Below are 13,406 nucleotides of genomic sequence, written 5' to 3' on the forward strand. Positions count from 1 at the left end.
TACTATTTTCCTTTTGTCACCTATGGTGAATTATTGATACATTCATATGTTGCTTTCTATTTTGTAACAATTATTACAAAATAGAGTAAAAAAAGGCTTATTCTATTATTTGAAAATTTAAATCAATTAATTCCTTAATAGCTGTTTTGTCATTTTGCATGCGTTGAGTAACATTGATACCGTTCCAGAAATTAATAAGAAAGCTAGCGATCAATTTGGGCGATTTGTGAGCATCCAACTGTCCTAGTTCTTGCGCTCTATGCATTGCTTCTTCAAAATTTAATTGTAGTTGGGTGAGTAGATTTCCAGAGATGATTTTTGTTTCTGGATCTAAGTTACTCAACTCAACAAGCGCATTACCAAGATAACATCCATTCATTTTTTGATGTACTGAGTAATCAGTTAAGCCATAAAAAAATGATTTTATAAATGCAATGGGCTGATCTGTATCGCGTAAATTTTTTAAAAATATTTTTGAATTTTTTTCAGAAAAATGGAGCAATGATTTTTTATATAATTCTTTTTTCCCCCCTTTAAAAGTTAGATAGAAGCTTCCTTGTCCAATTTCCATTGCTTCCAACAAATCTTTAGCAGAGGTAGCTGTATATCCCTTTTGCCAAAAGGCAATTATGGCTCTATCAATTAATTCTTCTTCCTCAAAATGTTTAGGTCTTCCTGCCATTTTTTAACTGTAGTTTTTATTAAAGCTTTCTTTCAGATTCATCTATTTTGAGGTCATTTATACTAGCATATCGCTTAGTCATTAGTCCTTGCTCATTGAATTCCCAATTCTCATTTCCATAAGCACGAAACCATTGCCCTGCACTATTGTGATACTCGTACTCAAAACGAACAGCAATGCGGTTATCGCTGAAAGCCCACAGTTCTTTTTTTAGTTTGTAATCTAACTCTTTTGTCCATTTCGTTTTTAGAAACTCTTGAACAGCATCTCTTCCGTTTATAAATTGGTCACGATTACGCCATTCGGTTTCTATAGAATAAGCTTGAGCAACTTTTATAGGATCTCTACTATTCCAGCCATTTTCAGCTAGTTTTACTTTTTCTCTTGCGGTTTCTTCGGTAAAAGGGGGGAGTGGATGTCTAATTTCCATGCTATTATATTTTCTATACTGCAAAGCTAGTAAAAAAAACAATTATGTAACGATTATTACATAATTGTTTTTTTAAGCTTTTTTATGGTAGCGCTAAATTGTATAGTTTTCTTCTATTTCAAAACGCCAAAATTTTTAGTAATTTGCAAAGAAAATAGCGGTTGAAAAACATTCCTAATATATCATTTCAAAGTGTCGAGAAATCAAAAGATTTTGAGTTTTTGAATCTATCCGATTTATTTGCCAGAATGCCCGATATTTTAGATCACAATCCTACACAACCGCATCGCATATCTTTTTTTGCTTTATTATTGGTAACCAAGGGATTCGGTACCCATCAAATAGATTTAAAAGAATACGATTTAAAAGTAGGCACAGTGCTTAAAATTGCAAAAGGACAAGTACATGCTTTTCAGAAAAACGCAAAATATGAAGGCTATTTAATCATTTTTACGGAAGATTTTGTGGTGAGTCACTTCTCGAAATCTTCGATAAATATGATTTCTCATTTGTACAATTACCATATTTCGTCGCCTATATTTAGTAATGAAGCTGGAAATAGAATCTTTTTGGACCAATTAATCGTAGAGGTAAAAAACGAAAATAAGTACGCTAAAGAAAACATAGTTGCTGCTTTACTCAACTTATACTTATTGCGATTGGAACGGGAGTTTAATAACACCTTAGAAAACAACAATTCGAACCATTACGCTATTTTTATTCAGTTCAAAAACTTGGTTGAAGCCCATTATACAAGCACTCGTAACGTAAAAGACTATGCTAATAAATTATTTATTTCGACCAAACATTTAAACCAAGTAGTCAAAGAATTCACCCTGAACACCGCCAAACATTTCATAGACGATTTCGTGATTCTCGAAACCAAAAGAGCGATGGTAAGCTCCAATACGAGTCTCAAAGAAATTGCCTACGCAGTTGGTTTTGATGAGGTGACCAATTTCACAAAATTCTTCAAAAAACATACAGGCAGTACACCAAAGCAGTTTAGTGGTGAATTGTAATTTGTGGTATTCGCACATTTACCATTATTCGTCCACTATTGATCTGCTTAACGGTCTTAAGATGAGGTAATTTTGTAGTCAATCTTAAAGACTATAAAAATGAAAGCAAAAGTATTTACCCTTATTTGTTTGGTACTGTTAGGTACTGGACTTGGTTTTGCACAAGACAAAACAGCTGAAAAAAGCATTCAACAGTCAGAACAAGTAGAACATTTGTTAGACGGTTATTCCTTGAATTTTACCTATCTAAACGGTCCCACTATACACATGGAATTTTATGATGGGAAAGCGAAATACCAATGGATTTCTGGTCCTTCAAAAGGAAATGGAAACAAAGATATTCCGTATCGTTCTAGCAAAATCGGTGAGGATATGTATTTAATCAATTGGCACGAAGTGGATAAAAAAGATTATCGAACCATCGTTTTTGATTTCGAAAAAATGACCATGCACAGTTCTATCATTGTGGGTTACGAGAACAAACCAGAACGAACTTTGAAAACCGTTTTTAAAAGTGGTGCAGTGGATCATTTGAAAAGGGGAGAATAATGGTTGTAGATACTGATTAAGTATCAAAATAATTAGTGTAATAATTTTTACCAAGGCACTTCAATTAGTGACAATTAGTGCAATTCGTGTCAACCAACACCTAGAATTTTGCTATATAAATTTGAATAATATAATTAGTGTAATTGTTTTACCAAGTCACTATAATTAGTGACAATTAGTGCCATTCGTGTCAAAAACACCCAGAATTTTACGCGATAACTTGATGTAGTTTAATTAGTGTAATTGTTTTTACTAAGTCATTTCAATTAGTGAAAATTAGTGCAATTCGTGTCAACCATTAACTTTAGTGTTGCTCTTTTGTATGTGACACATCAGTAGACTCCAGCTTCAGCTGGAGGCAATGCTGAGTAATAAACAGGAATACTAGTAACAATTAGTATTCCTTCATTTTAATCTTATAATATTATGATCCATACATCGATAAACCCCATAGATGCTGTTTTGTCAACTTTGTACAATGATGCTAAGAATGATCGTATTCGAATAGAGAAAAAGCAACTCAAATTTAAATTCAGATCCATACATCCATCTGATTTTGATGATGCTTATCTAGCGATTTCAAAAGAACAAGGAGCCGATTTAGTGCAAATGATTATAGGAAACAATCTTAAAAATATAGTTGAATTTGGTACTTCGTTTGGAATTTCGACTTTATTCTTGGCAAAAGGAATTGCCCAAACAAATGGACACATTATCACCACCGAATTGATTGCCTCGAAAGCAAAAACAGCGCTACAAAATTTTGAAGAAGCAGGAGTTGCAGATCAAATTGAGTTACGAATTGGTGATGCAATGGAAACATTAAAAGACCACAAAAAACCAATCGACTTATTACTTTTAGACGGCTGGAAAGATTTGTATTTGCCTTTGTTTCAATTACTAGAATCCAATTTTCACCAAAAGACAATCATTTATGTCGATAATGCTGACATGGCAGAATCACAATTTTTCCTGAAAACAGTAAGTCAAAATTCTAAGTACCAGTTTAGTAGCCAGTACAATGGCAAACTAGTAATCATCACAATAAAATAAGTAAAGGCACACATTTACCATTTTCAACCGAGGATTTACCTTTATAAAATGGTAATATAGATGCAATTTTGTATAAAATAAAGTAAAAAACATGAGTCAAGTAGCAGTTTGCCCAACCTGTGGCAACAATTCAAAAATAAAAGAAGTCAACGGAGAGGTAACTTTTCAAGCCATTCAAGATGAAGAACTGGTCAAAAAAATTAGTCAGTTAAAAAATGCGATGGAAAAATTCAAGTCAAAAGCCGAAGCTTTAGAAAAAGAACTAGAAGCTTTTAAATCAAATAAATAAGAGTATGAATTTAGATCAAAATAAAAAAAATGCCATTGCTTTTTACAAAATGGCATACGAGGGAAACCCAGTTCAGGCGGTCGCAATGTACGTGGGCGAGGATTATATTCAGCACAATCCAATGGTGGGTGATGGGCCTCAGGCATTTATAGCTTATTTTGAGAGAATGCAAAAAGAGTTCCCTGTAAAAACCATTGAATTCGTTCGCACCATTGCCGAAGGTGATTTGGTTGCGCTACACACGCATCAAGTTTGGCCAGATGAGGATGAGTATGTCACAATGGATTTCTTTCGATTTTCTGACGATGGCAAAATAGTGGAGCACTGGGACAGCATTCAGCAAATTCCCAAAACGGCATTGAATGCTAACAAAATGTACTAAGAAGCAGCAAATGAGTTTTATTAAAAAAAATTATGGTTGGATGATAGTCGCACTAATTGGTGTTTTGCCAATCATCCCGCTTTTAAACTTGGTTACCCTAAATTTCTCCAATGGTTTTTCGATTAATTTGGTAGAAGGAACCGCTGGCGAAGGGAAGTCTTCCCTAGAAATGCTGTACCATATCTCAGGAGAATTTGCCATTAGGTGGATGACCGCCGTGCTTAGCTGTACGCCCTTTTTTATCCTGTTTGGTATCAACAATTTATTTGTGCGCCAAGCTATGGGTATCGCAGCAGCAGTTTGGAGTTTTATTCATTTTATTATCTTTATTTGGGCCGAAGGATTTGCAGAAACCTTTACCGAAGCCAATTATGTAGCGGGTTTTATAGCTGTATTGATTTTGATTCCGTTGTTTTTTACTTCGAATAGAAAAGCGATGAAGAAATTAAAGAAGAACTGGAAAAAGATTCAAACCTATGCCTACGGAGCCATTGTTTTGAGTTTGCTACACGTATTACTTCTCGAAAAAACTTGGCTTATTTACGGTGTAATTGTGGGTCTTGGTTTTATCATTCGATTACCATTCGTAAAAAATAAAATTTTTGAATTTCGAAAATAAAACAATTATTCTTGGTTAAGAATAACTTTGAATATAATGGGATGCAAGTTTATTTTGAATAGTAGCAGGAGCAGTACTATCTTCCTTTTACAGTGTAATTATGAAAGTTATTACCGAAATTTTGGTATTTTAAAGGCTTCCAATTTTATAATTTTGCTTGAGTTGCAACAGCAAAAGGCACAAAAAGGCATTCTATTTAAGGCCGTTTTTGTAACTTGCTTGGGCAATTAATCTTTTAAACTTCTAGAATCGAATGAATATTACCGATAAATACAAACAAGTTCGACAAGATACAATCAACTTTTGTAGTCATTTGCAAGTAGAAGATTATTCGATTCAAGTAGTGCAATTTGCAAGTCCGCCCAAATGGCATTTGGCACACACTACTTGGTTTTTTGAGACTTTTATCCTCAAAAATCAGTTCGAAAATTATAAAGAATTCAGCCCCGATTTCAATTTTCTATTCAACAGTTATTACAACAATGTAGGTACTCGCATTTTGCAAACCAACAGAGGCAATATGTCGCGTCCTAGCACCGACGAAATTTTGGAATACCGTACTTATGTGGATGCCAAAATGCTTGAATTATTAGAAAAAGAAACCGACCCAAAAATACTTGATTTGGTCGTTTTAGGACTAAACCACGAGCAACAGCACCAAGAATTATTGATTACCGATGTGAAATACATGTTGGGACACAATCCTATTTTTCCTGTTTTTAACGAAAATTACAATTTGGTTGCCGATAGAAATTCGGAGTCAAATGCGATAAAAATCGAAGCCGGAATTTACGAAATTGGGTACCAAGGAACTGACTTTTGTTATGATAACGAGTTGGGTGTACATAAGGTATATGTAGCTGATTTCGAAATCAATAATTATTTAGTGACCAATGGTGATTATATCGATTTTATAGAAAAAGGAGGCTATACCGATTTTAACCTTTGGCTTGACGAAGGTTGGTCTTGGGTGAATGCAAATCAAATTATTGCGCCACTCTATTGGCATAAAATAGATGGCGAATGGTATAATTATACGCTTGCTGGCTTACAAAAAGTAGATTCGAATGCTGTTTTGAGCCATATCAATTATTTTGAAGCGAACGCCTTTGCGGACTGGAAAGGAATGCGATTGCCAACCGAATTTGAATGGGAAATTGCCGCAGCAAAACTAGATTGGGGCAAACGCTGGGAATGGACAAATAGCGCCTACTTAGCGTATCCAAATTTCAAAAAAGAAAATGGTGCCGTTGGTGAATACAACGGTAAGTTTATGAGTAACAAAATGGTATTGCGAGGCGCATCGGTGGCGACGTCAAAAGAACACAGCAGACCGACTTATCGCAATTTTTTTAACCCAACGGAAAGATGGCAATTCACCGGAATCCGATTAGCTAAATAAGATCATGCAAACGATAACAGATACAGTACAAACGAAGCAGTCAACGGAAGGAAATTTCCTTGATACCTTCAAGAAGGATGTTCAAAAAGGCTTGAGTGAAAGTCCAAAAACGCTGTCGTCAAAATATTTTTATGATAAAATAGGAGACGCACTCTTTGTCGAAATCATGAACTTGCCGGAGTATTATTTGACGCGCTCGGAGTTGGATATTTTCAAAAATAAAAAACAAGAATTAATTGAAGGTTTTGGTATCGACCCAAATTCGTATTTCGAATTAATCGAACTTGGGGCTGGTGACGGCATGAAAACCAAAGAATTACTCCAATCGTTAGCTTCTCAAAACTATACTTTTGATTATTTACCTATCGATATTTCATCGAATTCACTTTCATTGTTGGAACAAAACTTAGCTTCAGAATTGCCTAATGTTGCTGTACGAACACAGCAAGGCGATTATTTTGAGGTTTTAGCCTCGTTGAAAGCGAGCAAACAACCCAAAGTTATTTTGTTCCTAGGTTCCAATATTGGGAATATGAGTGATGCTATGGCGGCCGAATTTGTCTATAATTTGGGAGCCAATCTTCAGGTAGGCGACAAATTATTGATTGGTGTTGATTTAATCAAGTCCAAAGAAATTGTTTTGCCAGCTTATAATGATAGCAGGGGAGTGACAGCCAATTTCAACCTCAATCTTTTGGACCGAATCAATCATGATTTGGGTGGAGATTTTAATCGAAATAATTTTCAGCATTTACCTGAGTACGATGAAGATGAAGGTATTGCAAGAAGCGCTATTTTAAGTACCATCAAACAAAAAGTGACTATTAAATCCTTAGATCAAAGTTTCGAATTTGAAGCAGGTGAAAAAATCCATACCGAAATTTCGAGAAAATACAACGATGTTTTGATGGCGCAAATTATTGCGAAAACCGATTTTAGCATTGAAACTAAAATTTTGGATAGTAAAAACTATTTTGCCGACTATATTTTAACGAGAAAGTAAAAAATGAGCAAAGTAACCGTTGGACTATTGGGATTGGGCAGTCGCTCTACTTTGTATTACATCAAGGAGCTAAACCGATGGTATAATCAAAAAAAAGGCAGATATAGCACTTTTCCGTTTGTGATGCTTAATGCCGATTTTGATGCAATCAATCCGCTTTTGCCCAACACTTCAGAGGCTTTGGATGCTGTTGTTCAAACGTATATAGACGAGCTCGAAAAGTTAGCCATTATTACTATTTTGATTCCGAATATTACCCTGCACGAAACCATTGATAGGTTACGGATTCAGAAAAAGATACTTCATCCACTAACTTTAGCCGTCGGAAAAATAAAAGAGCAGGAGTGGAGCACCATCGTTTTATTTGGTTCACTCCATTCTATGGAATCGAATTACATTCGTTCGTATTTCAACGCCAAAGGAATAGAAGTTCAACTTCCATCACCAGAAGACCGTTTGTTTATAGACAAGGTTCGAAAGCAAACTTATGCCGAAACCGAAACCCCAGATTTGATAGCGTCCTACCATTCGATACTAAAGAAATACACCGAAAATTTCCCAGTACTACTCGCCTGTACAGAGTTGTCCATCTTAAAACCAACCGACAACAATCGTATTATAGACATGGCGCAACTACAAATAGAACAAGCCGTTTCACAAACAGCATAACAGTCTCAGATTTACCATTATTAGCCAAAGATTGATATAATCAATAAAGCAGAAAACAGTCATCTTTGTAATAGAATTTTGAATTCGATTAATCAAATAAAATCAACTGAAAAATTGATGCAATTCGTGTCCCTTTCTATCAGCACAATCAAACTAAAAAAAAATTCGTGGAATTAATTTAACCCCTGATAATACGTGACAATTCGTGATCCCGACGCTTCGGGACGTGTCCCCCTTTTTCAGTCCAATCAAACTAAAAAAAAATTCGTGGAATTAAATTAAGTACCGATAATTCGTGACAATTCGTGATCCCGACGCTTCGGGACGTGTCCAACTTTTTCAGCCCAATCAAACTAAAAGAGAAATTCGTGCAATTAATTTAAGCCCTTATAATTCGTGACAATTCGTGTAATTTGTGTCCCTTTTTTTTAATTTTAGAACCCCTATAATACAATATAATATGAAAATAGCAGTAACATCAGCAAGTGGACATTTAGGTGCTTCCATCGTCAAACACCTCAGTAACCTAATCGGAAAAGAAAACGTAATCGCAATAGCCCGAACAGTCGAAAAAGCAACCCATTTAGGCGTAGAAGTTCGAAAAGGAGACTACAACAATCGCGCAGAATTTGATTTGGCCTTGCAAGGTGTAGCTACCGTTTTACTCGTTTCGGGTATGGATGAACCACAAAAAAGAATCGAGCAACATCGCAATGTGATAGAAGCCGCAAAAAGCGCAGGAGTCAAAAAAATCGTGTACACCAGTATCGTAGGTGCCGAAGAAAACAACGCCTTTAGCCCAATAGTTCAAACCAACAGACAAACCGAAAGAGACGTGCAAGAATCTGGATTATCTTGGGTTATTGGTCGCAACGGAATCTACATCGAGCCTGATTTGGAATATATAGACACCTATAAAAAAGACGGCGAAATTCGGAATTGTGCGGGCGAGGGCAAGTGTACCTACACGAGCAGGCAAGAGCTGGGTTACGCTTACGCAAAAATGCTAGTGGAAGACCAACACAACGGGAATATCTATAATTTGGTTGGCAACGGCATCACCCAAGCCCAATTGGCAGCCGACATCAATACGGTTTTTGGAACTGATTTGGTTTACAATTCTGTTTCTGTAGCGGACTACGCAACTGAAAGAAAAGCCGAGTTAGGCGATTTTATGGGAACTGTGATCGCAGGAATCTATGAAGGAATTAGAATGGGAGCTAACGATGTTACTTCGGATTATGAGAAAGCAGCGGGAAGACCCCATATTTCTGCTTTAGAAATAATGACGGATTTTAAAAATAAAGAGTAAGCTTGTCTAATTTATAATCTTTCGAATGAGAGTATAAAGGTTTAGGACTGGCTTTTTTTTACAAAAAACTGAAGAGGTTTAGATATAAGTCCGTTCCCTTTGGAGCGGACTTATTTTTTTAGCTTAAAAATGTCAGTACTCTTATGCAGTACCGCCGTTGGCGCCAATATTCTGTCCGGTCATCCATTTTGCTTCATCGCTACATAAAAGCAGCACTATCTTCGCAATATCTTCTGGTTCTCCTATGCGGTTAAACGCAGACATGGACGCTAGTTTCGAAATTACTTCGTCTGATTTACCTTCCTTAAACAATTCCGTATTGGTTCCACCGGGTAAAATAGAGTTGACGTTGATCCCTCTCTCGCCGATTTCTTTCGAAAACACCCTACTCATTTGCTCAACAGCAGCTTTTGTTGCCGAATAAATACCATATCCAGGCATCATAAGTCGTGTAGTTGATGACGAAAAGTTAACAATACTCCCATTTTCTGCCAATTTGGTAGAAGCTTGTTTCAGCATGTTAAAAACGCCTTTTACATTAACATCAAACATTTTTGTAAAGTCCTCGTCACTCACGTCTTTTATTAAGCTATTCATCATAATCCCGGCATTGTTAATCAAAATATCAACTTGCCCAAAATGGTCCATTGCTTGGTCAAAAAGTTGTGCTGCTTCACTCGCTTTACTAACGTCTGCTTGAATAATTACCGCACTTCCACCCTTGACCGAAATATTTTTAGCAACTTCCTCAGCACTTTCTTTACTTCCGTTATAATTGATAACCACTTTTGCCCCAGCTGCCGCAAGTGTATAGGCAATTTCCGCACCTATTCCTCTTGACGATCCCGTTACAATGGCTACTTTTCCTTTTAATTGTGTCATAGTAGTGTTTTTTAATTTGTTTCAAATAAAGTAGCTCCTAGAGGTGCTGCTTTTCAATGATAAGTTCAGACTTTTAAAATCTAATTATAATTTGAGATTTTCGAAAATTAGTTAATCGTCTGCCTTACAAATTTCTACAAATATTTTCTATAATCAGCTACGGCTTAGCCGAGTTTAACAGCAAATTCTGAAACATTTAAGGTTGTATTTTCATTATATGTCCTTGCCATCTACTCCTTTACTTCAATTCTATTCGGTCAATGAGGAGTTTAAACTGTTCCTTCTTCTTGTTCCCAATCAAAAAAGCAATTTCTTCAAAATAAGCATCCGAAAAATTAGGCTGTTCCAGTGTTCTACCTCTAAAGGCAGGGTACATGTCTTGAAGCGAAATTTCGATTTCTTCCCACTCTCCCGAAGTCGAAAAAGGAGCTATAAACGAATGCGAATCTCCAGAATTAGTTTTTATCCTAAACTGATATTTTTTGCCATCACCTTTAAGTTTGACAACTATTTTGCTGTATCCTTCCGTTTTTACCTTTGGAAATTGATAGCGAACAGACGAAAAACCACCATTGTTTTCCAGTGAAATAGCACCTTCAAACACGCCAAATCCATCCGAATCTAATGTAAAACTACCCGCTGAAACGCCTCCCATCACCACGTCATCGACAACGCGCCAATCTTGAATGTTTGATTTTTTTGTAAAATCAAAAAGTAGCTGTGGAGGCATAGAAGCAAATAGTGTCATCATGCAGATTAAGCTTTTCATAGTAATTAGTTTGGTGAAACAATTGTTTTAGCGGTTGACTGGTTTTTACTCCATTGGGTGCTATTTTACAGCATTCCAGCTGTAATGGGCGCGGAATAAATTTCGACAAATAGTTGCAGATTTATTCTAGCCGTCTGACTCTTTTGGCAATTAGTACAAAATTAAGGCTACTTTAGGCCAAATCCAATTTGTAATTGGTATTCATTTTGTCATTATTTAATGAGAATCGCTAGTTATTTTTTGGAGCTATTTCCAGCTATCCGTTACAATCTTTTGGCAAGGCTAAAAAACGCCTTCCCAAAAGGATTTTCACTTCTATCTGGGCTATTTTGCTTGTAACTTAGTTTTTTCCACTTAAATTTTAACAGAAAAATCACAAACAATTTCACACTTTTTTTTATCTGAATAGGTTCGTTTATTTTTGTGTAATAATTAATAACTAAATAAAAAACAGAATGTTACAACAACAAGAAATTGAGCAAATTAAAAGGATTATTGAAATGTATGAGAATAAAATTGATTTTGAAATATTAAAAGAAGTAATTGATGTAAGTTATTTTAATTTTGTTTTTGCCACGCCCGATTACGTAAATTCAAAAACAGTAAACGAATGGAGTGATCATTTTAAATATAAACTAAAAGTAAATAAAATTAATGAAAAACAAATGCTGCTAATATTTGAATACTTACAGAAGTATCATAAAATTTTTAAAAAAGTACGAAATCATTTAGGAGAATTAATTTTTAATGTTGTTGCGTCGCAAAAATTTGAAATTAAAAAAACATACTGTGAAGAAATTATCTTAAAAACATTAGAATTAACCACTACAGACAAGCAAATTAAATTTATAGATAAATAGTTCTTAAACTTAATATTTTATGATAGTTTATACCAAATTTACTTACTTTTAACATTCAAAATAAAATTCAAAATGAAATCACAAGCTTACTTTGAGAAAATACATTTACAAATTGAAAAACAGTTAAATTATAGTAGCGAAAGTATAAGACTTGCAATTGCTTGGTTGACAAATGAAAAACTATTTAAAATTTTATGTGAAAAAGCCAAAAATGGAATTGATGTAGAATTAATAATAGCTAACAATGAAATCAATTTAGATTGTAGTATTGATTTTAAGGAATTGGAACATTCAGGAGGTAAATTATATTGGGCCGGTAATGACACAAGGTTTGCTCCGTTGATGCATAATAAATTCTGTATAATTGATAATAATGTTCTCATTTTTGGGTCATATAATTGGACGAAAAAAGCAAAATCAAATCACGAGAGTATTACGGTTATTGAAGACGACCCCAATTTAATTTCAGATTTTAATCAGGAGTTTGACAAAATCAAAAACAAATACTATCAGGAAGAAGTCATAATTATTGATTGGTCAAAAATCTGTATTCGACTTGAAACCTTATTGAATGTAATCCAATTAGAAGATGAGGAAGATATTAGCTTTCAAGTTGCTAAAATAAAAGGATTATTACCCAAAAACACAACAGACATAAAAGTCGAAAATGTTAATCTTGTATTAGCGTTTTGTAAAAGCAAAAAATTCAGTGAAGCCGTTAAAAAAATTCAAATTATTACAAGTGAATATAAGAAAGTTGTAGTTTATCAAGACCCCGAAATCCCTGCTTTGCAATTAGAAATCAGAGGTTTAGAATTTCAAGTTGCTAGTTTAGAAGATGAAAAAACTGAAATTGAAAAAAACATCAATTTTTTTAGTTTAAAATACAATCTTGAATTTGGAGAATTGATAGAGAGAATTTTAAATCTAAGAAAAAATTTAGCCCAAAGAAATTTTAAAGAAAATGAAGACTGTTTTGACCCCTATAAAACAAGAGTATTATTCTAAATTTCGATTATTAATTATGCGGTTAATTTTTCCATTAAAATTAGATCTTTATCCTGATTCCATTTTTCCATTGGTGTAATACGTCCTAATAGCCCATGTATCCTAGTATTGTTATAGAAAATCACATACCTTTTTAATATCTGTTCAATTTCTCCAAAAGTTCTATAATCAACCCTTTGGAACACTTCTTTCTTTAGGATTCCATGATAAGCTTCAATATGTGCATTTTCTTCAGGTGTGGCTACATGTGTAAATTCCTGCTGAACACCTATTATACCTAGGTATTCACGAACACTTTTAGCAATAAATTGACTTCCATTATCACTTCTAATAACAACGTTTTCAGGGTATTGGTATTCTAAAAATAAATCAGAAAGAAAAGTTATTACTTTGTTCTGTTTTATTGAAAAAGAAAAATAATCTTTTAAAATTCTACGAGTATGAACGTCTATGATTGATAGTAAATAGGCATTTT

The 13,406-nt window shown here is 34.5% G+C and carries 17 protein-coding genes; 12 read left to right on the forward strand and 5 right to left on the reverse strand.

Annotated features, from left to right (window positions below; translation table 11 throughout):
* Positions 1–97 precede the first annotated feature (97 nt).
* Entirely contained in the window at positions 98–682 is a 585-nt protein-coding gene (locus M2326_RS01760) for a TetR/AcrR family transcriptional regulator (protein WP_264617829.1), read from the reverse strand.
* A 19-nt stretch (positions 683–701) separates the two neighbouring features.
* Positions 702–1,112: a nuclear transport factor 2 family protein gene (locus tag M2326_RS01765; RefSeq protein WP_264617830.1), complete on the reverse strand. Its 411-nt coding sequence runs from the start codon at positions 1,110–1,112 to the stop codon at positions 702–704.
* A 161-nt stretch (positions 1,113–1,273) separates the two neighbouring features.
* On the opposite strand from M2326_RS01765, the gene M2326_RS01770 reads away from it, so the two are divergent.
* From M2326_RS01770 to M2326_RS01815, 10 genes are all read left to right on the forward strand, one after another.
* Positions 1,274–2,134: an AraC family transcriptional regulator gene (locus M2326_RS01770; RefSeq protein ID WP_264617831.1), complete on the forward strand. Its 861-nt coding sequence runs from the start codon at positions 1,274–1,276 to the stop codon at positions 2,132–2,134.
* Between the two features lie 99 nt (positions 2,135–2,233).
* Positions 2,234–2,683, forward strand: coding sequence for a MoaF-related domain-containing protein (locus tag M2326_RS01775; protein ID WP_264617832.1), 450 nt, complete (start codon positions 2,234–2,236; stop codon positions 2,681–2,683).
* Positions 2,684–3,109: 426 nt separating this feature from the next.
* Positions 3,110–3,736 carry an O-methyltransferase gene (locus M2326_RS01780; protein WP_264617833.1) on the forward strand — a complete coding sequence of 209 codons (627 nt, stop codon included), beginning with the start codon at positions 3,110–3,112 and terminating at the stop codon, positions 3,734–3,736.
* A gap of 91 nt (positions 3,737–3,827) precedes the next feature.
* The gene (locus M2326_RS01785; RefSeq protein WP_264617834.1) at positions 3,828–4,025 is read left to right on the forward strand and encodes a hypothetical protein; all 198 of its coding nucleotides are present in this window, start codon (positions 3,828–3,830) and stop codon (positions 4,023–4,025) included.
* Between the two features lie 4 nt (positions 4,026–4,029).
* Positions 4,030–4,407, forward strand: a complete 378-nt coding sequence (locus tag M2326_RS01790) for a nuclear transport factor 2 family protein (protein ID WP_264617835.1) — start codon at positions 4,030–4,032, stop codon at positions 4,405–4,407.
* Between the two features lie 10 nt (positions 4,408–4,417).
* A complete protein-coding gene (locus M2326_RS01795) occupies positions 4,418–5,026 on the forward strand; it encodes a ferric reductase-like transmembrane domain-containing protein (protein ID WP_264617836.1) in 609 nt (202 codons plus the stop codon).
* A 253-nt stretch (positions 5,027–5,279) separates the two neighbouring features.
* Positions 5,280–6,428, forward strand: coding sequence for an ergothioneine biosynthesis protein EgtB (gene egtB / locus M2326_RS01800; RefSeq protein ID WP_264617837.1), 1,149 nt, complete (start codon positions 5,280–5,282; stop codon positions 6,426–6,428).
* A 4-nt stretch (positions 6,429–6,432) separates the two neighbouring features.
* Positions 6,433–7,431: an L-histidine N(alpha)-methyltransferase gene (locus M2326_RS01805; RefSeq protein WP_264617838.1), complete on the forward strand. Its 999-nt coding sequence runs from the start codon at positions 6,433–6,435 to the stop codon at positions 7,429–7,431.
* Positions 7,432–7,434: 3 nt separating this feature from the next.
* Entirely contained in the window at positions 7,435–8,100 is a 666-nt protein-coding gene (locus tag M2326_RS01810) for an aspartate/glutamate racemase family protein (protein WP_264617839.1), read from the forward strand.
* Between the two features lie 460 nt (positions 8,101–8,560).
* Entirely contained in the window at positions 8,561–9,412 is an 852-nt protein-coding gene (locus M2326_RS01815; RefSeq protein WP_264617840.1) for an SDR family oxidoreductase, read from the forward strand.
* Between the two features lie 141 nt (positions 9,413–9,553).
* Here M2326_RS01815 and M2326_RS01820 read toward each other — a convergent pair whose 3' ends face one another.
* Both M2326_RS01820 and M2326_RS01825 read right to left on the reverse strand, forming a co-directional pair.
* Positions 9,554–10,294, reverse strand: coding sequence for an SDR family oxidoreductase (locus M2326_RS01820; RefSeq protein ID WP_264617841.1), 741 nt, complete (start codon positions 10,292–10,294; stop codon positions 9,554–9,556).
* A 238-nt stretch (positions 10,295–10,532) separates the two neighbouring features.
* Positions 10,533–11,063: a CIA30 family protein gene (locus M2326_RS01825; protein ID WP_264617842.1), complete on the reverse strand. Its 531-nt coding sequence runs from the start codon at positions 11,061–11,063 to the stop codon at positions 10,533–10,535.
* Between the two features lie 455 nt (positions 11,064–11,518).
* Here M2326_RS01825 and M2326_RS01830 point away from each other — a divergent pair, with 455 nt between their 5' ends.
* Both M2326_RS01830 and M2326_RS01835 read left to right on the forward strand, forming a co-directional pair.
* Positions 11,519–11,923, forward strand: a complete 405-nt coding sequence (locus M2326_RS01830; RefSeq protein ID WP_264617843.1) for a hypothetical protein — start codon at positions 11,519–11,521, stop codon at positions 11,921–11,923.
* 72 nt (positions 11,924–11,995) lie between these two features.
* On the forward strand, positions 11,996–12,931 hold the full coding sequence (locus tag M2326_RS01835; RefSeq protein ID WP_264617844.1) for a phospholipase D-like domain-containing protein: 936 nt from the start codon (positions 11,996–11,998) through the stop codon (positions 12,929–12,931).
* A gap of 14 nt (positions 12,932–12,945) precedes the next feature.
* Here the strand turns inward: M2326_RS01835 and M2326_RS01840 are convergent.
* The coding region (locus M2326_RS01840; RefSeq protein WP_264617845.1) for a DDE-type integrase/transposase/recombinase at positions 12,946–13,406 on the reverse strand (461 nt) is incomplete at its 5' end.

Source organism: Flavobacterium psychraerolatum (assembly GCF_025960985.1).
In the GTDB taxonomy this organism is placed as follows: Bacteria; Bacteroidota; Bacteroidia; order Flavobacteriales; family Flavobacteriaceae; genus Flavobacterium.